The 18,733-nt window shown below is 64.9% G+C and carries 17 protein-coding genes; 13 read left to right on the top strand and 4 right to left on the bottom strand.

Annotated elements, in window-relative coordinates:
• The first annotated feature begins 586 nt into the window (after window positions 1-586).
• The 8 genes from R2R70_RS01340 (at window position 587) to R2R70_RS01375 (ending at window position 8,178) form a co-directional block, all read left to right on the top strand.
• Entirely contained in the window at window positions 587-1,339 is a 753-nt protein-coding gene (locus R2R70_RS01340) for an electron transfer flavoprotein subunit beta/FixA family protein (protein WP_043331886.1), read from the top strand.
• Window positions 1,336-2,262 carry an electron transfer flavoprotein subunit alpha/FixB family protein gene (locus tag R2R70_RS01345; protein WP_410977014.1) on the top strand — a complete coding sequence of 309 codons (927 nt, stop codon included), beginning with the start codon at window positions 1,336-1,338 and terminating at the stop codon, window positions 2,260-2,262. The genes R2R70_RS01340 and R2R70_RS01345 overlap by 4 nt, the downstream gene beginning before the upstream one ends.
• Before the next feature lie 321 nt (window positions 2,263-2,583).
• Window positions 2,584-3,495: a DUF3450 domain-containing protein gene (locus R2R70_RS01350; protein ID WP_410977015.1), complete on the top strand. Its 912-nt coding sequence runs from the start codon at window positions 2,584-2,586 to the stop codon at window positions 3,493-3,495.
• Window positions 3,495-4,946, top strand: a complete 1,452-nt coding sequence (locus R2R70_RS01355; RefSeq protein ID WP_284726317.1) for a MotA/TolQ/ExbB proton channel family protein — start codon at window positions 3,495-3,497, stop codon at window positions 4,944-4,946. The genes R2R70_RS01350 and R2R70_RS01355 overlap by 1 nt, the downstream gene beginning before the upstream one ends.
• Window positions 4,939-5,562 (top strand): MotA/TolQ/ExbB proton channel family protein, encoded by a 624-nt coding sequence (locus R2R70_RS01360; RefSeq protein ID WP_410977016.1) that lies wholly within the window; start codon window positions 4,939-4,941, stop codon window positions 5,560-5,562. The genes R2R70_RS01355 and R2R70_RS01360 overlap by 8 nt, the downstream gene beginning before the upstream one ends.
• Window positions 5,555-5,953: an ExbD/TolR family protein gene (locus tag R2R70_RS01365; protein ID WP_043331884.1), complete on the top strand. Its 399-nt coding sequence runs from the start codon at window positions 5,555-5,557 to the stop codon at window positions 5,951-5,953. The genes R2R70_RS01360 and R2R70_RS01365 overlap by 8 nt, the downstream gene beginning before the upstream one ends.
• Before the next feature lies 1 nt (window position 5,954).
• Window positions 5,955-6,749 (top strand): energy transducer TonB, encoded by a 795-nt coding sequence (locus R2R70_RS01370; protein ID WP_153635269.1) that lies wholly within the window; start codon window positions 5,955-5,957, stop codon window positions 6,747-6,749.
• 133 nt (window positions 6,750-6,882) lie between these two features.
• On the top strand, window positions 6,883-8,178 hold the full coding sequence (locus R2R70_RS01375; RefSeq protein WP_131431457.1) for a hypothetical protein: 1,296 nt from the start codon (window positions 6,883-6,885) through the stop codon (window positions 8,176-8,178).
• A 137-nt stretch (window positions 8,179-8,315) separates the two neighbouring features.
• Here the strand turns inward: R2R70_RS01375 and xthA are convergent, their stop codons facing one another.
• Together xthA and R2R70_RS01385 are read right to left on the bottom strand one after the other, a co-directional pair.
• A complete protein-coding gene (gene xthA / locus R2R70_RS01380; protein ID WP_410977017.1) occupies window positions 8,316-9,128 on the bottom strand; it encodes an exodeoxyribonuclease III in 813 nt (270 codons plus the stop codon).
• Window positions 9,128-9,394, bottom strand: a complete 267-nt coding sequence (locus R2R70_RS01385) for a hypothetical protein (protein WP_107335320.1) — start codon at window positions 9,392-9,394, stop codon at window positions 9,128-9,130. Before R2R70_RS01385 ends, xthA begins: the two co-directional genes overlap by 1 nt.
• Window positions 9,395-10,399: 1,005 nt before the next feature.
• On the opposite strand from R2R70_RS01385, the gene R2R70_RS01390 reads away from it, so the two are divergent.
• Window positions 10,400-11,704, top strand: coding sequence for a DEAD/DEAH box helicase (locus tag R2R70_RS01390; RefSeq protein ID WP_131431459.1), 1,305 nt, complete (start codon window positions 10,400-10,402; stop codon window positions 11,702-11,704).
• Between the two features lie 217 nt (window positions 11,705-11,921).
• Window positions 11,922-14,060 (top strand): ATP-dependent DNA helicase DinG, encoded by a 2,139-nt coding sequence (gene dinG, locus R2R70_RS01395; RefSeq protein ID WP_410977018.1) that lies wholly within the window; start codon window positions 11,922-11,924, stop codon window positions 14,058-14,060.
• 176 nt (window positions 14,061-14,236) lie between these two features.
• On the opposite strand, the gene R2R70_RS01400 is transcribed toward dinG, so the two are convergent.
• On the bottom strand, window positions 14,237-15,325 hold the full coding sequence (locus tag R2R70_RS01400; RefSeq protein WP_043331875.1) for a 3-deoxy-7-phosphoheptulonate synthase: 1,089 nt from the start codon (window positions 15,323-15,325) through the stop codon (window positions 14,237-14,239).
• 533 nt (window positions 15,326-15,858) lie between these two features.
• Between R2R70_RS01400 and rpoE the strand changes: the two genes are divergently transcribed.
• On the top strand, window positions 15,859-16,461 hold the full coding sequence (rpoE, locus tag R2R70_RS01405; RefSeq protein ID WP_410977019.1) for an RNA polymerase sigma factor RpoE: 603 nt from the start codon (window positions 15,859-15,861) through the stop codon (window positions 16,459-16,461).
• Window positions 16,462-16,827: 366 nt separating this feature from the next.
• Window positions 16,828-17,565 carry a sigma-E factor negative regulatory protein gene (locus tag R2R70_RS01410; protein ID WP_107335316.1) on the top strand — a complete coding sequence of 246 codons (738 nt, stop codon included), beginning with the start codon at window positions 16,828-16,830 and terminating at the stop codon, window positions 17,563-17,565.
• A 186-nt stretch (window positions 17,566-17,751) separates the two neighbouring features.
• Here R2R70_RS01410 and R2R70_RS01415 read toward each other — a convergent pair whose 3' ends face one another.
• A complete protein-coding gene (locus R2R70_RS01415; RefSeq protein WP_153635275.1) occupies window positions 17,752-17,997 on the bottom strand; it encodes a VF530 family DNA-binding protein in 246 nt (81 codons plus the stop codon).
• A 127-nt stretch (window positions 17,998-18,124) separates the two neighbouring features.
• Between R2R70_RS01415 and R2R70_RS01420 the strand changes: the two genes are divergently transcribed.
• Window positions 18,125-18,595, top strand: a complete 471-nt coding sequence (locus R2R70_RS01420) for a SoxR reducing system RseC family protein (protein ID WP_054554989.1) — start codon at window positions 18,125-18,127, stop codon at window positions 18,593-18,595.
• Window positions 18,596-18,733: the final 138 nt, after the last annotated feature.

Here is an 18,733-nt window from a genome sequence, read left to right on the forward strand (position 1 = left end):
CTCCTCAATCTTTGCGCCGTCAGGGCCCCGCGGATCCGGCGGGGCGGGCGTGTCACGAACGACCATGGCCGTTCGCTGGGCAGTGGACCTCCGGCGTGGCGTGCGTCAGGGCACGACTCGTCGGAGTGAAAATAGGGGTGCGACTCACGCTGGTACGCCATGTCCTGCACGGACGATCGGCCGCTCGACACAAGGCGCTGGCGCGAAGCAGCCGCATAGCATGCCGCAACAGTAGCATTTAAAACGACCGTTTGTTTATTATGCTTGGGTCTGACGTAATAGCCACCGGGGGCGTTGCAGGAAATCGCCCGATGGGTTTCACGCTCGGGCGTGTTGAGAGTGATTGTCAGGTTTGACCCCGGCAACCAATTCTGCGCAAGATGCCCGCATGAGAATGGCGGCGCCCGGACAGTGAAAACCACGCCGGTCTGGCTGACTTCATCCGTCGGGTGCCAGCGGATATCGTGGCGAGACACTTGTCATCACGGTCATCTGTGGAAGATATTCACCTATCAAACGCTTGCATGAATCGAGCGCTGGCGGCCTCACGGTCACTGGTACTCCATGAGAAATCAGCGAGGACACCATGAAAGTACTCGTCGCGGTGAAACGCGTCATCGATTACAACGTCAAGATTCGCGTCAAGGCTGACCAGTCTGACGTCGATCTGACCAACGTCAAGATGGCCATGAACCCCTTCTGCGAGATCGCCGTGGAAGAAGCGGTGCGCCTGAAGGAAAAAGGTGTGGCGACCGAAGTCGTGGCCGTCACCATCGGCCCGAAGGCCGCCCAGGAACAGCTGCGTACCGCGCTGGCGCTGGGGGCCGATCGCGCCGTGCAGGTGATGACCGATGACGCCGTCGACTCGCTGGCCGTGGCCAAGCTGCTGGCCAAGGTGGTCGAGGAAGAACAGCCCGGCCTGGTGATTCTCGGCAAGCAGTCCATCGATGCCGACAACAACCAGACCGGTCAGATGCTGGCGGCACTTACCGGCATGGGGCAGGGCACCTTCGCTTCCGAAGTGGCGGTCGATGGCGAGAGTGTCAATGTCACCCGCGAGATCGATGGCGGCCTGCAGACCGTCAAGCTGAACCTGCCGGCGGTGGTCACCACTGACCTGCGCCTCAACGAGCCGCGCTACGCCAAGCTGCCGGACATCATGAAGGCCAAGAAGAAGCCGCTGGACGTCAAGACGCCGGAAGAGCTGGGTGTCTCCACGGCCTCCAAGGTGTCGCTGGTCAAGGTCACGCCGCCGGCCGAGCGTCAGGGCGGCATCAAGGTCGGCTCCGTCGATGAGCTGGTGGACAAACTCAAGAACGAAGCAAAGGTGATCTCATGAGCATTCTCGTCATTGCCGATCATCATGATGGCCAGCTGACCAGCAGCACCGCGAGTGTCGTGGCAGCCGCAACCGCCATCGGTGGCGATATCGACGTGCTGGTCGCCGGTGAGGGCGTAGGCGCCGTCGCCGAGCAGGCCGCCAGGCTTGCCGGTATCGCGCGTGTGCGTGTCGCCGACAATGCCGTCTACGCCCATCAGCTGGCCGAGAACCTGTCGGCACTGGTCGTGGCGTTGGCCGATGACTATAGCCACGTGCTGTCCAGTGCCTCCACCACCGCCAAGAACTTCATGCCGCGTGTCGCGGCGCTGAAGGACGTGGCGCAGATCTCCGAGATCATCGCCGTCGAGAGCGCCGATACCTTCCAGCGCCCGATCTACGCCGGCAACGCCATCGCCACCGTCAAGAGCGACGATGTGCTCAAGGTCATCACCGTGCGTGCCACCGGCTTCGATCCGGTCGCGCTCGACGGACAGGCGGCCATCGAGGCCGTGGATGTGGTCGAGGATGCAGGCGTCTCGAGCTTCGTCGAGGAAACCTTGGCCGAAAGCGAGCGCCCTGAGCTGGGCTCCGCCAAGGTGGTGATCTCCGGTGGCCGCGGCATGGGCAACGGTGAGAACTTCGCGCTGCTCAACGGCATCGCCGACAAGCTGGGCGCCGCCATCGGTGCCTCACGCGCTGCCGTCGACGCCGGCTTCGTGCCCAACGACATGCAGGTCGGCCAGACCGGCAAGATCGTCGCGCCGGGCCTCTACATCGCCGTCGGCATCTCCGGGGCGATCCAGCACCTGGCGGGCATGAAGGACTCCAAGGTCATCGTCGCGATCAACAAGGACGACGAAGCGCCGATCTTCCAGGTCGCGGATTACGGCCTGGTCGGGGATCTGTTCGAGGTACTGCCGGAGCTGGAAGGCAAGCTCTGAGCAACGCCCCGCAAGGCTGAGGCCGAGACACCGCAAGGTGGCCTGGCCAAGCAACGCGACCCGCTTCGGCGGGTCGCGTTTTTTTGTGTCTGCGGGCAAGGGTTGGGGCGAGGGCAGGGGAGAGAGCGTCAGGAGAAAAGTGCAACGCTGCATTGCAGGTTTCAGGGCCTGCTGATGGGGCAGAGCGAGGCAAGATCAATTGATAATTGTTCTTGTTTGTAATACCGTCCATGCCAGTGATTTGCATTTCCACTCGGAAGCCACTAGCGGCTTGGCAGGCGACCGAGGATGCAACCAAGCCTAGTTCTTCAGGAGATGTCCGTGCGGCGTTCGACTTCTTTCCCCTTCCCGTGCGTGCGAGCCCTTGGCGGCCTGCTCCCGGCGCTGGTGCTGCTTGCACCGCTGACAGCCACCGCATTGCCGGCGCATGCCGAGACACTGCGTGACAGTGCCGCCACTCATCAGGAAACCCAGCGGGAGCTGCAGGTGCGCATCGACGCTGCCGATGACGAGACGCGTGCGCTGCTGGTGCGTCTGCGCGAAGCGCGTCAGGAAGCCGCGCGTCTGGAAAGCTATACCGCGGAGCTGACGCCGCTGAATGCTGATCGCGCGGCGCGTATCGAGCGCCAGCGCACGGCGCTGGAGAATCTCGAGGCCACGCGCGAGTCGCTGCCGGGCCTGCTGCGTCAGCAGGTCGAGGAGCTGGCGGACTTCATCGAGCAGGATCTGCCGTTTCTCAAGGACGAGCGTCTCGCGCGCGTCCAGCGTCTGCGTGACAACCTCTCCAATGCCAGCCTGAGCAATGACGAGCGCCTCGATCAGCTACTCAACGCCTGGCAGCAGGAGCTGAGCTACGGTCAGGGCTTCGATACCTGGCGCGCTGGGCTGGTCGGTGGCGAAGACACCGAGGTGCAGTATCTGCGTGTCGGCCGCGTGGGCCTCTATTACCTGACGCTGGATGGTCAGCATGGTGGCGCCTGGCAGGCCAGAAATGGCAGCTGGCAGGTACTGGATGACAGCGGCCTGGAGGCGCTGCGCAAGGGCATCAGCATGGCGCGTGACCAGCAGGCACCGTCACTGGTGACCCTGCCGCTGTCGGTGCCGGTCGAGGACGTCGAGCTGGCTCCGAAGGGGCGCCTGTCGCAGTCCGCGCTCGAGAGCGCCGATCAGGCTGCCGCGGCAGTCACCAGCACACGTACCACCACTACCCGTACCGCGCAGGAGTCCAGCTGATGGCGACGAATTCACAAGCGCCACGTGCGTCTCTGTCACGCCTGTTGCTGACGGCCGGCACCCTGGGGCTGCTGACGTTGTCGTCTCCCGCCGTGCTGGCGGCGACCGGCAGTGCCGAGCAGTCATTGAGCGTCGAGCAGTTCGAACAGGCCGCCAGTCAGGCCGAAGGCCGCGACCAGGCGCGTCTCGACACCCTGTTGTCGGATCGCGAGGCACTGCAAGCGGCGGTCAGCGAGGCCGAGGCGCGGCGTGACAGTCTGCGCGAGACGCGCGCGACCCTCGAGGCCGAAGCGCAGGAACAACAGGCGACCCTCAGCGGTCTGGACGAAGAGCGTCAGGCCCAGCAGGGCGATCTCGGTCAGGTCTTCGAGGTGGCGCGCAAGCATGCACGCGAGACGCGTGAAGCCCTGGCGGGCAACTGGCTGCTGGTCGGCGGCCAGGCGCGTCTGCCGGACCTGGGGCCGCGTGATGAGGTGCCGGGCCGCGAGCGTCTCGCCGCCCTGACCGCGGACATCCGCAGCATCGCCACCGAAAGCGGTCGCGCGCTGCGCTTCCAGGCACCGCTGGCCGGGCCGGATGGCAGTATCAAGCCGCGTGAGATCGTGCGGGTCGGCGAACAGATGGCCTTCAGTGGTCGCCACCTGCTGGCGCCGCTGTCGGAAGACAAGGCCGTGGATGGCCCCTCGGCGCTGGACACCCTCGGCCTTGCGGGTACCACGCCGCTGCGCATTCGCAAGCAGCTGGCGGCCTTCGATGCCGGCGACAGTGATCGCCTGAGCTTCGATCCCACCGGTGGCGATGTCACCCAGGCGCTGGCGCGGGCGCCGCGTCTCGGTGAGCGCCTCAAGCAGGGCGGTGCCGTCGGTTACGTCATCGTCGGCCTGGGCGTGCTGGGCCTGATCATCGCGCTGATCCAGCTGGTGCGCCTGTCGCTGACCCGTCGTGCGGTCAAGCGTCAGGAAGCCGACCTGAGCCAGCTCAGTGATGACAACCCGCTGGGCCGTGTGCTGCATCGCTTTGAAGGCATGCGCCACGATCACGAGCCGGAAGCGCTCGAAGCCCGTCTCGACGAGGCGTTGCTGGCCGAGCAGCCCAGGCTCGAGCGTGGCCAGGCGCTGGTCAAGCTGCTGGCTGCCATCGCGCCGCTGCTGGGTCTGCTGGGTACCGTGACCGGCATGATCGGCACCTTCCAGTCGATCACCGTCTTCGGGACCGGCGACCCCAAATTGATGGCCGGCGGTATCTCCCAGGCGCTGGTGACCACAGTGCTGGGTCTGGTGACCGCCGTGCCGCTGCTGTTCGCCCAGACCGGGCTTTCCAGCCTGTCCAAGGGCTTGATGGGCCGCCTCGAGGGCCGCGCCAGTGCACGTCTGGCCGACCACCTCGAGAAGCGCGCCCCGAGCAAGGCTGCCAGCGCGTCAGCGCGTCAGCGGGATACCGAGCATGCCTGATTCGTTGGCCGCCTCTTCCTTGCTGAGCGGTGGCTTCGCGCCAGTGATGCGGCTGGTGGAAAGCGGTGGCCCGCTGATCGTGGTGATCTGCCTGATCGCCATGGTGCTGTTCGGGCTGGCGCTGGAACGCGGCCTCTACTGGCGGCTCGTGCATCGTCCGGCGCGTCAGCAGTTGATCCACGACTGGGTGGCGCGCAGCGAACACCACAGCTGGTCGGCGCTCACCCATCGCGAAGTGCTGACCCGTGAGCTGCTGTCACGCCTGCGCGCGCCGCTGCCGTGGCTCAAGCTGCTGGTGCTGATCTGTCCGCTGGCAGGCCTGTTGGGCACCGTGACCGGCATGATCCATGTCTTCGATTCGCTGGCGATCGCCGGCACCGGCCAGGCGCGTGCCATGGCCGACGGTGTGGCACGTGCCACGCTGCCGACGCTGGCCGGCATGGCGGTCGCGGTGGTGGGCCTGATGTTCGTCACGCGCTTCGAGCGTGTGGTGCGTCGTGAAGACCAGCGCCTGCACGACCGTCTGGCGCGCGCCGTCGACGATGCACGTTCCGGCATGTCCGCTGTGAACGGCTTTGATTCCTCCTCTGATACAAGCGAGACACCACATGCGTAGACGTCGCATGGAGGCCGCGGAAGACAGCGGCGAGATCAATCTGACGCCGATGCTGGATGTCGTCTTCATCATGCTGATCTTCTTCATCGTCACCACCAGCTTCGTCAAGGAGTCCGGGGTCGAGATCCAGCGTCCGGAAGCCTCCAACGCCACGGCGCGCCCTGACGCGGCGGTCATGGTCGCCATCACCGCCGAGGGCGCGGTGTGGGTCGACGGCAAGCCGGTGGATGCCCATCGCGTCGGCGACGCCGTGGCCGATCTTGCCGATGGTCAGCCGGTGGTGATCCAGGCCGACAGCCGCTCACAGACCGGTCTGCTGGTCGAGACGATGGATGCACTGCGCAACGCGGGTGTGCAGGACATCGCGGTCGCCGCCTCGAAGGGCGAATGACATGACGCGACGCCTGTATGCCAATCGACTCGTCGGGCTTGTCGGTGGTGCCTTGCTGGCGCTGGTGCTGTTCTATGCGCTGGCCTTGCTGGTCGCGCCGCCGGTGAACGACACGCCGCCACCGGAGCCGCTGTCGGTCTCCACCGTTCAGGCGCCTGAAGAGGCACCGGAGCCCGCGCCGGCGGCGAGTGAAAGTCTGCCCACGCCGCCGGCCGAGCCACCGCCGCCACCCAAGGCAGCGCCGATGCCGGCACCCAAGGCGACAAGCCCGGTGGCGATTCCCGAGGTCAAGACGCCATTGCCGCCGACGCCAGAGCTGACCATGGATGACAGCCTGCCGCCGCTGGAAGTCGAGCGTCCGCCCAAGCCGACCCCCAAGCCGAAACCGACGCCCAAGCCTGCACCCAAGGCCAAGCCGGAACCCAAGGCGGTCGCCAGGCAGGCCGAGGCCGCTTCATCGGCGCAGTCGGCGTCTGATGCGTCATCACAGGCCGCGGCGAAGCCGTCAAAGCCCAAGGCAGCCCCGGCGGCGCAGGGTGGTTCACCGCGGCCCACCGTGCGCACCGCTCCCGAATATCCGAGTCGTGCGCGTCGCCGCGGCATCGAGGGCTTCGTCGAGGTGGCCTTCGTGATTCGTCCGGACGGCAATGTCGATGGCGGCTCGCTGCGGGTGGTGCGTGCCGAGCCGTCGGGCGTGTTTGACCGGGCGGCGATGAAGGCGATCGCGCGCTGGGAATTCCCGGCCGCGGGCAATGCGCGCCAGGCGCGCCAGCGGCTCGAGTTCCAGTTGCGTTGAGGCAACCCATGACCCCATGGCGCGGGCTTTCATCGGGTGTCTGATGTGTGTCATATGTCGTCATCTCTGATGCCGTGGACTTGTCGGCAATGCGCCGGGTCATGGCAGCGGATGAACGCAAGAGGAAAGACTCATGGTAGCGAAATCCACACCGCCGCAGGACGCCGACAGCGCTGAGCGATCGCGAGGCCTGATGGCGCGGGCGCGCCAGCTGCTGACACGCGGCGGGCGCCGACTCACCCGCGTGACGCTGGTCTCGACCTGTCTGATGCTGATGATGGAAGTCGGTGGCATCAGTGCGGCCCATGCGGCGACCCGCGTCTCCGCCGAAGTGGCGGGGCAGTTGCGTACGCTGCAGTCACGGCTGGATGAAGGCGATTATGACGCGGTCGGTGAGCGCGCCGAGCGTGAGGCCAAGCGCCAGCGTGGTGAAGTGCGTGCGCTGTATCTGTCATTGGCGGCCAGTGCGCGAGCGCGCCAGGGCGATCAGGCCCAGGCGGCACGTCTGTATGCCGAGGCGCGTCGCCTGCCGGGCGTCAATGCCTCCCAGGCTCGCGAGTGGCTGCGTCGTGAAGCGATGCTGCGCCTGCGCGCCGGGGAGCGCGACAGCGGTATCGCTCGTCTGGCGGAATATCTGCACGGCGGCTCGGCGAGTGCCGATGACCTGTGGCTGGCGGTCAGTCTGGAAGCCAATCGAGGTGACTGGGCGCGCGCCGAGGACTGGTTGGAGCGTGCCAGCAAGGCGAGTGCGCCGAGCGGCGATCGCCTGAAGCTGGCCGTCAGCGTCTATCAGCAGACCGGCCGCCATGGCGCGGCGGTGGCGCTGGTCGAGCAGGGGCTGGGCGAGTCACGCGACCCGCAGGACTGGCAGCGTGCCGTGGCGCTCTATCAGCGCCTCAACCAGAACACCCGCGCCGCCAGCACCTGGGAAGCGGCGTGGGCGGCGGGGATCGTCAGTGGCAGTGACGCCTATCAGCAGCGAGTCGACTTGCAGCTGGCGGCCGGTGCGCCGGCGCGGGCGGCGGAGCTGATCGAGGCGGGGCTCTCGAAATCCGCGACACCCGAGGGGCAGCCGCTGCTTGACGATACCCCGGCGCTGCGTCGCCAGCTGGCACAGGCCTGGACGGCGGCGCGCGATGTCGAGCATGCGCTCAAGGCGTGGGCAGCCGTCTCGCAGCAGAGCCAGGCACTCGAGGATGCTCGGCAGTATGCCGAGCTTGCCTATGATTGGGGCCGCTGGGAAACGGCGCAGCAGGCGCTGGCCGCGGCCGGTGAGCGTGGCGATGACTCGGCGCGTCATTGGCTGCTCTCCGGCGTGGTCGCCAGTCAGCTGGAGCAGTTCGACCCTGCGCGTGAAGCCTTCAAGAAGGCGCAGGCGCGGGGCGCCGAAGGGGCCGATGCCTGGTTGAAATCCGTCGCGCAGCGCTGATGACGTGAGACGCTTACGATCCAGCGCTGTCTGAGCGCCACTGCAACGAAAACGCCGCCTTTCCTGATCGTCCTGAGACGGGGAAGGCGGCGTTTGCGTGTCTGGCGATCGTGTTCGCGCTGGCGTTGCTCAGCGTATCAGCCGATATCGGTCCACACCGGGGCGTGATCCGACGGCTTTTCCATGCCGCGCAGTGCGTAGTCGACACCGGAATCCTTGATCAGCGGAGTCAGGCCGGGGCTGGTCATGATCAGGTCGATGCGCAGGCCGCGCCTGGGCTCACGCTCGAAGCCGCGCGAGCGGTAGTCGAACCAGCTGAACTGGTCATCGACTTCCGGGTGCACGTGGCGGAAGCTGTCGGTCAGGCCCCAGGCGTAGAGGCGCTCCATCCACTCGCGCTCGATGGGCTGGAAGCTGGTCTTGCCTTCGCGTAGCCAGCGCTTGCGGTTGGGTTCGCCGATGCCGATGTCGCGGTCAGTGGCCGAGATGTTGTAGTCGCCCATCACCACCACGTGCTGCTCGGGCTGGTGGTCTTCTTCCAGCAGGCGGAACAGCTGCTGATAGAAGCGCGTCTTGTAGGGGAACTTCACCGGGTGCTCGATATTCTCGCCCTGGGGGAAGTAGCCGTTGTAGACGATCAGCGGCTCGCCGTTCGGGCCGTCGATCTCGACGCCGATCATGCGCTTCTGGGCATCCTCGTCGTCATCCGGCATGCCGTAGTGCACCTTCTTCGGCACCTGACGGGTCAGCATCGCGACGCCGTAGTGGCCCTTCTGGCCGTGCCACACCACGTGATAGCCCAGCGCCTCGATGTGCGCGTGGGGGAATTCACTGTCCTGCACCTTGGTTTCCTGCAGGCCAATGACTTCCGGCTGATGCGTATCGATCAGCGCTTCCAGCTGATGCGGACGCGCACGGATGCCGTTGATGTTGAAGGAAATCAGGCGCATCACGCTTCGCCTCCACCATCATCCTTGGAGGGGCTGTCTTCCTTTGCCGGCGCGTCAGGGTGCAGCGGCAACAGCGGCGCGGCGTTCATGCGCTCCAGCTTGGCGGCAGCCTGGGACTTGCGCTGGTCCTTCTTCTTGGCCACGTAACGCGGCCCGGAATGCACCTGGTCCGGGTTCTCGGCGCGCCACTTCTTGAAGTCCTTGCGGCGGCCGGTACGAATCTGCACCTTGTCGGCGATGGAGCGGCTCTTCTTTCTACGTGTCATCTTCGGGCTTTCCTGTTCGGTGTCGGCAGTCGCCAGCCTTGAGTCGCACGGCAAGGCCGCGGCACGCGGGCAACCGCATCAGTTGTCGGGCATTCTACCAGCCTGCATGGGGCGGGTGCCATGAGGGGCGTCGTGGTGAGAGGCATCGCGTGTCGTGCACGCGAGGATGTCGCGCGCCGAGTGCGTCATGATGCAGGGGCGCGAAGACGCCGGCGGGCTGGTACAATATCTCGGCGTTATCGTCGCTGCCCGCAGGTGAGGTGCGTGACTGGCCGCTTGAACCGATGCCTTGTGTCTCATGCACGATGGCGGGTCGCCTGCCCCTCGGGGCGCGCTTCCCCTCACGCATGTCAGAGACAACGGCTTGGCGGACGCGCCAGTCTTGCTGCCATTGCCATTGCCCGTGCCAGCGACATGCAATATGCAATATGTGAGTGTTACCTGAATGACCCTGGCAGGTACGCCGCCCCGGCCCACACAGACTGACGGGCGGCGGCGAACTGTCCCGTGGCGTGGCCAAGGTTGCCCGGCAGCCTGATGCCCGCCCGATGAAGAAGCCCTTTCGACCGACACGCAGTATCGGCCGTCCTTGTGGCGACCCATGAGCCTGTCCGTTGCGTGAGTCCGGCGATGACATGACCGGTGCCACGTGAGCAGACCCTCATGGCAGACGTCCGCTCCAGTCCCTTGCCGAACATTCGGGCAGGGGAGCGCTGGATGCGTGAATCCGTCAAGAACAGGTGAGAGCATTCGTGTCCTTCTGCACCCGAGGCCTGCGTGGCCTCGGAGACGCACACCCAGGGGGTGTTGCCGCAGAAGGGCAGGGGATGGCTCCCAATCCGGTAAAGGCGCATGCAGCCCGAGACTACCGCGCATCAGGCGCGAGTCAGGCGAACCAGGTGAGACGACTGGGCATGACGAACCAACCGGGTGTGGCCTGTCACGGCGAGATTCCGAGAACGACCCGCGCCTGTCGCATATGAACCCTTGAAAAGAACGGATTACATGAGCGAGACGGATCAGACCCAGCCAGCCGCTGAGCAGACTCAGCAAGAGCCGCAGGACCCGAACCAGAAGCCGAGAAAGCCCAAGCGTCGTCGTCGCAAGCCGCGTCGCTCCCAGTCCAAGTGGAACCTCGATCAGTTCCCGGTCGCGCCGGTCGCCGGTCAGTGGCGCTTCCATGATTTCGATCTGCCGCTGCCGCTGATGCGTGCCATCCAGAAGGCCGGCTTTGAATACTGCACCCCGATCCAGGCCCAGACCTTCGAGAAGGCACTGCTGGGTGGTGACGTGGTCGGTCGTGCCCAGACCGGCAGCGGCAAGACCGCCGCCTTCCTGATCGCCACCCTGGCCTACTTCCTGGAAGAGAAGGCGCCGGAAGGCCAGAAGCCGGGCGCGCCGCGTGCCGTCATCATCGCGCCGACCCGTGAGCTTGCGCTGCAGATCGAGAAGGACGCCAAGGCGTTCTCCGAATTCGCGCGCATCTCGGTGGCCTGCGTGGTGGGTGGCATGGACTACCAGAAGCAGCGTGAACGCCTCGAGCGCAAGGTCGACCTGCTGGTCGCCACGCCAGGCCGTCTGCTCGATTTCCACACCAAGCGCGATGTCGATCTCTCCGAGACCGAGGTGCTGGTGGTCGACGAAGCGGACCGCATGCTGTCGATGGGCTTCATTCCCGACGTCAAGCGCATCATCCGCGCCACGCCGCGTCCCGAAGAGCGCCAGACGCTGCTGTTCTCCGCCGAGCTGTCTTCCGACGTGCTGGGGCTGGCCGAGCAGTGGACGCATGAGGCGACTCAGGTCGCGGTCGAGCACGAAGCGACGGCTGCCATCGCGGCGGACAACGACGCCGTGCAGACCTACACCGTGAGTGATGATGACAAGCTGCGTCTGTTGATCAATCTGGTGAAGCAGGGCGAGATGGAGCGCTCCGTGGTCTTCGGCAACAGCCGTGGGCTGGTGCGCAAGATCAACGCCGCGCTCAAGGAAGCCGGTATCGAGTCGGCGGTGATGTCCGGCGCCGAGACCCAGACCGAGCGCCTGGAAGCCCATGAGGCCTTCCGCAACGGCAAGCTCAAGGTGCTGGTGGTCAGCGATGTCGCCGGGCGTGGTTTCGCACTCGAGGACGCGACCCATGCGATCAACTTCACGCTGCCGGAAGTGCCGGAAGACTACGTTCACCGTGCAAGCTTCAGCGATGTGACCTTGATCAGCTTCGTCGGTGAGGAAGATGTCTTCTCACTGCCGGAAATCGAAGACTACCTGCAGGAAACGTTGCCGCGTCAGCAGCCGCCCCAGGGCCTGCTGTAACGTCTGCTTGCATCCGGCCGGACGCGATAGAGTGTCCGGCCGAGCAGGGCAGTCGAGGTAGATGGCAGTAGCATGCAAAGACGGCGGACAGCTCAGGCTGTTCGCCGTCTTGCGCTCCATGACCCGCTGGTTTGACGACAAGCAGCCAGTCGCCAGTTGTTGTCGACCGGATGTCGTGGGTCAGGGGTGGATGGCCAGTTGAGGAGAGAGAGACGCAATGCTGGAAGATAGCCTCAAGGGCGAGATTCAGAGCGCCTATCGCAAGTTGCTCGAGGGTCTTGAGCTGACGCCGCGCTACGGGCAGCGGCTGATGATCGCCGAGATCGCGCGCACCCTGGGCAACATCGAGCAGAATCCGGAAGGCTATCGCCTCGGCAACGAGCATGTCTGCGTGCTGGAGGCCGGTACCGGCACCGGCAAGACGCTGGCCTATCTGCTCTCCGCGCTGCCGGTGGCCAAGGCGCGCGGCAAGCGGCTGGTGGTCTCGACCGCGACCATCGCGCTGCAGGAGCAGGTCATGTATCAGGACCTGCCGGCGCTCAAGAAGCATTCGGGGCTGAGCTTCGACTACGCCCTGGCCAAGGGGCGTCGCCGTTACCTGTGCGTGCAGAAGCTGGATCAGGCGCTGGAAGGTGTCGAGGACAACCCGACCATGGCGCTGTTCGAGCGCGACATGATCGCCAGCGACGGCGGCAGCTTCGTGGAGCTGGCCGGCAAGATGGCCGAGGACTATGCCAGCGGCGAATGGGCAGGGGACCGCGACAGCTGGCCGCTGCAGGTCGAGGACCGTGACTGGGCGCGGCTGACCACGGATCACCGTCAGTGCACCAATCGCCGTTGCAGTCACTTCTCGGCGTGTGCCTTCTTCCGTGCCCGTCGTCAGCTGGAGCAGGCCGACATCATCGTCGCCAACCATGACCTGGTGCTCGCGGATCTCTCGCTGGGCGGCGGGTTGGTGCTGCCATCGCCCAGTGACTGCATCTACGTCTTCGACGAGGCGCACCATCTGCCTGACAAGGCGCTGGATCACTTCCATCACCGCACGCCGATCAATCAGACGCTGCGCTGGCTGGGCAATCTCAAGAAGTCGCTCACCGAGCTGAATGCGGCGTTGGGCAGCCAGCCGACCATCGGCCGCCTGCTGGCGCGCATGCCCGAGTTGCTGGCGGATATCGAGCCGCGTCTGGGCGAGGTGTTCGGGCTGGGGCATCAGCTGGCGGATCTGCCCAATGGGGCCGGCGAGGACGTCACCAATCATCGCTTCGAGCGCGGACAGGCACCGGAGGCGCTCAAGGATCTGGGCCACAACCTGCTCAAGGGCTTCGCGGAGCTGTCGCGGGCGCTGGAGCAGATCGCCGACATCCTGCGTGAGAGCCTGGACCCGGAGAAGGCAACCGGCCTGCCCAAGGAGAATGCCGAGGACTGGCTGCCGCTGGTGGCCCTGCTGCACGGGCGTGCGTTGGAAGCCCATGCGCTGTGGGAGGCCATCGGCCTGAGCGACCCTGCCGATGGGCCGCCGCATGCGCGCTGGCTGACCTTCGAGCGCTTCAATGGCGAGCCGGAGATGACCGTCTCGGCAAGTCCGGTGTCGGCCGCGGAAACGCTGGCGCGCCATCTGTGGGGCGCCTGTTTCGGCGCGGTGCTGACGTCGGCGACCCTGACGGCGCTCAATCGCTTCGAGCGCCTGCAGGAGCGCGCAGGCCTGGCCAATCGCTATCGCTATCAGCGTCTGCCCAGCCCGTTCGATTATGGCAAGGCGGTGCTGGCCATCCCGCGCGAGGCGGTGGAGCCGTCGCCGCCCGGCCCGCATGAGCAGGCGATCGTCGACTTCGTCAATGCGCTGGATGTGCGCGAGGCGGTGCTGGTGCTGTTCAGTTCGCGCAAGCAGCTGGCGGCGGTCAACAAGGCGCTGGACAGCGAGACCCGCAAGCGGGTGCTGGCGCAGAGTCGTCTGCCCAAGCATGAGCTGCTCAGTCAGCATCGCAAGGCGGTGGATGGCGGGCGCGGCAGCATCATCTTCGGGCTGGCGAGCTTCGCCGAGGGCATCGACTTGCCCGGCAAGTATCTGACCCACGTGGTGATCACGCGGCTGCCGTTCGCGGTGCCGGATGACCCGGTCGGTGCGACGCTGGCGGAGTGGATCGAGTCGCGGGGCGGCAACCCGTTCATGCGTATCGCGGTGCCGGATGTCTCGATCAAGCTGGTGCAGGCCTGTGGGCGCCTGATCCGCAAGGAAGCCGATGAAGGGCGTATCACGATTCTGGATCGACGCATCCTGACCAAGCGTTACGGCCAGCAGTTGATCGAGGCATTGCCGCCCTTCGTGCGCGAGATCGATGGCGTGCGCCATAACTGATGGGTCAGAAGTGATGGGTCAGAACTGATAGGGCAGGGCTGAACGGTCAGAGCTGGCCCGTCAGCTGCCGACCCAGCAGCCACAAAAAAGCCCCGCCAATCGGCGGGGCTTTTTCATTCATCCAATGCGGCCGGTCTGAAGCCAGTGGTCTCAGGCTTCTGGCTCAGGCTTCTGGCTCAGGCTTCGGCAGGCTGCTCGAGGCGGGCGCGCAGCGCGTCCTTGAGCTTGGCGTCCATGGTCTTGAAGGTGTCTTCGGTGGTGGCCCAGTCGATGCAGGCATCGGTGATGGAGACGCCGTATTCCATCTTGCTGCGGTCGGCATTGATCTTCTGCGCGCCCCAGTTGATGTGCGATTCGACCATCAGACCCATGATGGAGCGATTGCCCTCGAGGATCTGCTGGGTGACGTTCTCCAGCACCAGCGGCTGCAGGCCCGGGTCCTTGTTGGAGTTGGCGTGGGAGCAGTCGACCATCAAATTGGCGGTGACGCCGGCCTTGGCCAGTTCCTGCTCGGCCAGCGCGACGCTGACGCTGTCGTAATTCGGCTTGCCGTTGCCGCCACGCAGCACGACATGGCCGTAGGCGTTGCCACGCGTGCGGATGATCGCGACCTGACCGGCCTGGTTGATGCCCAGGAAGTTGTGGCCGTGGGACACGGATTGCAGAGCGTTGACGGCGACATCCAGCGAGCCGTCGGTGCCGTTCTTGAAGCCGACCGGGCACGACAGGCCAGAGGCCATCTCGCGGTGGGTCTGGGATTCGGTGGTACGGGCGCCGATGGCGGACCAGCTGATGCAGTCCTGCAGGTACTGCGGGGAGATCGGGTCGAGGGCTTCGGTGGCCAGCGGCAGGCCCATCTCGGCCAGTTCGACCAGCAGGCCACGCGCGATGTGCAGGCCTTCCTCGATCTCGAAGGTGTCATTGAGGTGCGGGTCGTTGATCAGGCCTTTCCAGCCGACGGTGGTGCGCGGCTTCTCGAAGTAGACGCGCATCACGATGTAGAGGCTGTCCTTCACTTCCTCGGCCAGCACCTTCAGGCGGCGCGCGTAGTCACGGGCGGCGTCCAGGTCATGGATGGAGCAGGGGCCGACCACGACCAGCAGGCGCGGGTCTTCACCGTCCAGAATGCGCTGGATGGTGCGACGGCCTTCGATGACGGTCTCTTCGGCCTTGGCGGTCAGCGGGATGTCCTGCTTGAGTGCTTCGGGGGTGATCAGCACGTCCTGTGACAGGACGTTGAGGTTGTTGACGTGTTGTTCTGACATGACAGTGTCCTGAGCGGTGTGCGGTCTGCATGGCTGCTAGCAGAGTCAGACGGACGTCTTCGCGCCCGCCATCCGTGTTGTGCGTACTGAATGATGTCCATGGTATCTGCTGCATGCCGGCTTGTCAGCGTCCTTGGGTCAAATTTAATCAACTGTCAAGCTGGCTGGCGCTGACTTGAGGCTCGTGCGACTCAAGATAAGCGTAAATCGTAAAGAAAACGTTACGCTTTGACGTGTCAGCGTCGCCAAACGCTGTCATGACGGGAGTGAACACGCAAAACCTGAGGCTTTGACGGCATGGCGTCTTGCCGTACAAATGATAAACAGGAACACTGTGCGTTGATTTTGGTCGCGTCAGCGGGCCGTCGGGCGCTTTTTCGCCCCGCGCCAGGCATCGCATCCATCACAACGAATATCAAAGGGGCCGGATAACGCATGCGCGAGTCGCAATTCCTGTCAGGTGCTGATGCCCCGGGGATTCCTGATGTGGAGTCCGCAAGCGGTGCCTCCACTCCCGCGGAGGGAGCGAGTGAATGAGTGTCAATGAAACGGACCAGCAGTTGGTCGAGCGCGCCCAGAGAGGGGATAACCGCGCCTTCGATCTGCTGGTCAGGAAATATCAGCACAAGATTCTCGGCCTGATCAGCCGTTACGTACACGATCATTCAGAAGTGCAGGATGTCGCCCAGGAAGCCTTCATCAAGGCCTATCGTGCGTTGCCCAACTTCCGGGCCGAGAGCGCCTTCTATACCTGGATGTACCGGATCGCCATCAATACGGCCAAGAATCATCTGGTCTCGCGGGGCCGTCGTCCGCCGGGCACCGACATGGATATCGGCGATGCCGAGGTGGTCGATCAGTCCGGTCGCCTGTCGGACATCGAGACGCCGGAAGCTGCCATGGCGCGCGATGAGCTGGAGAAGGTCGTCTTCGAGGCCATCGAGAAGCTGCCTGAAGATCTGCGCACCGCCATCACGCTGCGCGAGTTCGATGGCCTGTCCTATGAGGATATCGCCGAGGTGATGCAGTGCCCGGTGGGCACGGTGCGTTCGCGTATCTTCCGCGCACGTGAAGCGGTCGACAAGGCCATCCAGGGGTTGGTCAGTCCCGCCGCGGCGGTGTCTGCCGTCGAGTGACGTCGCTTTTCTGCGTCGCCCCTGTGAGAGAAGAGCCACAAAAATTTTGTTGGTTAAATTCAATCAACTCAGTGGCTTGGCGAAATCTTGCAGCTAAAGTGAATGTTTTCTGAACGAATGGCGGAACAATCCGTGCGGCGCGTGTTCTTACTGTTCAGTAGTCATGTAGCTCAGCGACTGCGTGCATGAGCGCTGGAAAGTGAGTGGTGAGGGGCAGGGCACGAAAGCCCCTCTTCCACGGCGCAGTAACGCTGTTTGCCGTTGGCCCGCTCGGGCCATCAGCCGCCATGGTGAATGACGCCATTTGTTGCCAGGAGTGCAGATTGAAGTCGTCGTTCAATCTGACGAGTGTGAGGGTATTTACGCATGAATCTGAAGACCACCGAATCCGTGAAGGAGTCGCTGTCCGCGCTGATGGATGCGGAGGGTGACGAGCTGGATCTGCGTCGTGTCCTCAAGGGGCTCGATGAGTCTCCTGAGGCTGCAGACACCTGGCGCCGCTATCACCTGGCGCGCAGTGCCATGCATCGTGAGCGTGAAAGCACCTTCACTCTGGATATCGCGTCGGCGGTCAGCGCCGAGGTCGAGCTGATCTCCCGCGAGGCTCCCGCGAGCGCGCCGCCCGTGGCCGAGCGTCGCAGCCTGTTCTCCTTTGCCGGCTCCGCGGCCATCGCGGCAGGCGTCGCGGTGATGGTGATCACCGGCGTGCAGGTCTTCAATGGCGGTGACAATGGGGTGCCCGGCGGCGTGAACAGCGGTGCAGAGCTTGCCAGCGGCTCTTCCGTCAACCAGGGCGGTTCAGCCATCCAGGGCGGCACCGTGCGTCAGGTCAGCCAGCCGTCAGTGAATGCCGAGGCGTCTCAGTGGGTACAGCCCGGCGCCAATAGCGGCTTGATGCAGGTCGGCGTGACGCCCTCCAGCTCGCGCCCGATGTTCATGGCGCCGCAAAGTGGCAGCTACGATTCCGGCATGTCGTCCAGCAATGTCGCCGCGGCGGATCTCGCGCAGCGTCGTCTGCTCGAGGCCTACCTGAGCCAGCATTCCTCGCGTGGCCCGGTGCCGGAGCGCAGTGAGTGGATCAGCCTGCAGGATGTTGCCCAGTGACATTCGCTGGATGACTGGCTTGCGCTGGCGTCATTGGCAAGGCAGATGAAAGCAGCATGGATGGACAAGAAAAGAGGGGCAGCCAATGGCTGCCCCTCTTTTCTTGTCTGTATATCCTGGTTGCGCCCACATGACCTGGTCGCGCCCGGCCAGCGCCGTCACTTGCCGGTGTGGCCACGCTCGGCCTCAGTCATGCAGATAGCGATCTGCCGTCTGGATGTAGAGTGTCTCGACCTTGGCGCGCGCCCAGGGCGTGCGGCGCAGAAACTTGAGGCTCGAGTTGATGCTCGGGTCGCTGAGGAAGCAGTTGATGGGAATCAGCTCGCCCAGGGTCTCGAAGCCGTAGTGGTCCACCAGCCAGGTCAGCAGTGCCTTGAGGGTGACGCCGTGCAACGGGTCCAGGCGGGAAGTGGATGGGGGTGCGTCGCTCATGCGGGCTCCTGTTGATGGTATCGTGGGCGCTTGTCGGGCCTGAGGCGCGTGAAGTGCCGCCGTGAATGACGCTATTCTACGCGTATGTGTCGCCAGTGCGCGGCGAGTTTTTGCAGGAGTCAGCAAGATGATGCAGGAAGAGGGGCAGGTCACGGGGCATGGCAAGGAAGGCGTCTGGGTCGAGACCCAGCGTCGCTCCACCTGTGGTGCCTGCAATGCGCGCAGTAGCTGTGGCAGCGGCCTGTTGAGCCAGTTTTCGCGTCGCAAGCCGCATCGCGTGTTGATCCATGTGCCGGCAGGCGAAGACTTGCCGATGGTGGGCGAGCGGGTGGTGATCGGCATCGATGAGTCGGCGTTTCTGCGCAGTGCGGGTCTGCTGTATGGCCTGCCGTTGGTCAGCGGCATGCTGGGTGGCATCGTGGCCGAGCAGCTGGCGGGCGCTGGCACCCTGGCGGTGCCGTTGGGCTTCGCACTCTCGTTGGCGGCGGGCCTGATGGTCGTGCGCTGGCATGCCGCGCGCCCTGAGCGGCAGGCACTCTATCGGCCGCGCTTGATGCGTCGTCTCGGCATGGACGCGATGGCGATCAAGGCGTTGTAGTCGTCGTGCTCAAGTGATGACGTGCTCAAGTGATAGCGGTAGTCGACTCTCTCGGCAGATCGGGGGGTGACTTGCGTAGTCGGCAGGTGGCGTCGTCAGTCTGCATCGGGCTGGCATCGGCACCTGTCGGATGTTGGC

Origin of the sequence: Cobetia sp. SIMBA_158 (assembly GCF_046566945.1) — a bacterium.
Lineage (GTDB): Bacteria > Pseudomonadota > Gammaproteobacteria > Pseudomonadales > Halomonadaceae > Cobetia > Cobetia amphilecti.

What these genes read in the sequence shown, in the direction of transcription:
- R2R70_RS01390 (WP_131431459.1), top strand. Translation starts at nt 10,400, where the DNA reads ATGAGCGAGACGGATCAGACCCAGCCAGCCGCTGAGCAGACTCAGCAA.
- dinG (WP_410977018.1), top strand. Translation starts at nt 11,922, where the DNA reads ATGCTGGAAGATAGCCTCAAGGGCGAGATTCAGAGCGCCTATCGCAAG.
- R2R70_RS01410 (WP_107335316.1), top strand. Translation starts at nt 16,828, where the DNA reads ATGAATCTGAAGACCACCGAATCCGTGAAGGAGTCGCTGTCCGCGCTG.
- rpoE (WP_410977019.1), top strand. Translation starts at nt 15,859, where the DNA reads ATGAGTGTCAATGAAACGGACCAGCAGTTGGTCGAGCGCGCCCAGAGA.
- R2R70_RS01340 (WP_043331886.1), top strand. Translation starts at nt 587, where the DNA reads ATGAAAGTACTCGTCGCGGTGAAACGCGTCATCGATTACAACGTCAAG.
- R2R70_RS01370 (WP_153635269.1), top strand. Translation starts at nt 5,955, where the DNA reads ATGACGCGACGCCTGTATGCCAATCGACTCGTCGGGCTTGTCGGTGGT.
- R2R70_RS01420 (WP_054554989.1), top strand. Translation starts at nt 18,125, where the DNA reads ATGATGCAGGAAGAGGGGCAGGTCACGGGGCATGGCAAGGAAGGCGTC.
- R2R70_RS01355 (WP_284726317.1), top strand. Translation starts at nt 3,495, where the DNA reads ATGGCGACGAATTCACAAGCGCCACGTGCGTCTCTGTCACGCCTGTTG.
- xthA (WP_410977017.1), bottom strand. Translation starts at nt 9,128, where the DNA reads ATGCGCCTGATTTCCTTCAACATCAACGGCATCCGTGCGCGTCCGCAT.
- R2R70_RS01345 (WP_410977014.1), top strand. Translation starts at nt 1,336, where the DNA reads ATGAGCATTCTCGTCATTGCCGATCATCATGATGGCCAGCTGACCAGC.
- R2R70_RS01415 (WP_153635275.1), bottom strand. Translation starts at nt 17,997, where the DNA reads ATGAGCGACGCACCCCCATCCACTTCCCGCCTGGACCCGTTGCACGGC.
- R2R70_RS01365 (WP_043331884.1), top strand. Translation starts at nt 5,555, where the DNA reads ATGCGTAGACGTCGCATGGAGGCCGCGGAAGACAGCGGCGAGATCAAT.
- R2R70_RS01360 (WP_410977016.1), top strand. Translation starts at nt 4,939, where the DNA reads ATGCCTGATTCGTTGGCCGCCTCTTCCTTGCTGAGCGGTGGCTTCGCG.
- R2R70_RS01375 (WP_131431457.1), top strand. Translation starts at nt 6,883, where the DNA reads ATGGTAGCGAAATCCACACCGCCGCAGGACGCCGACAGCGCTGAGCGA.
- R2R70_RS01400 (WP_043331875.1), bottom strand. Translation starts at nt 15,325, where the DNA reads ATGTCAGAACAACACGTCAACAACCTCAACGTCCTGTCACAGGACGTG.
- R2R70_RS01385 (WP_107335320.1), bottom strand. Translation starts at nt 9,394, where the DNA reads ATGACACGTAGAAAGAAGAGCCGCTCCATCGCCGACAAGGTGCAGATT.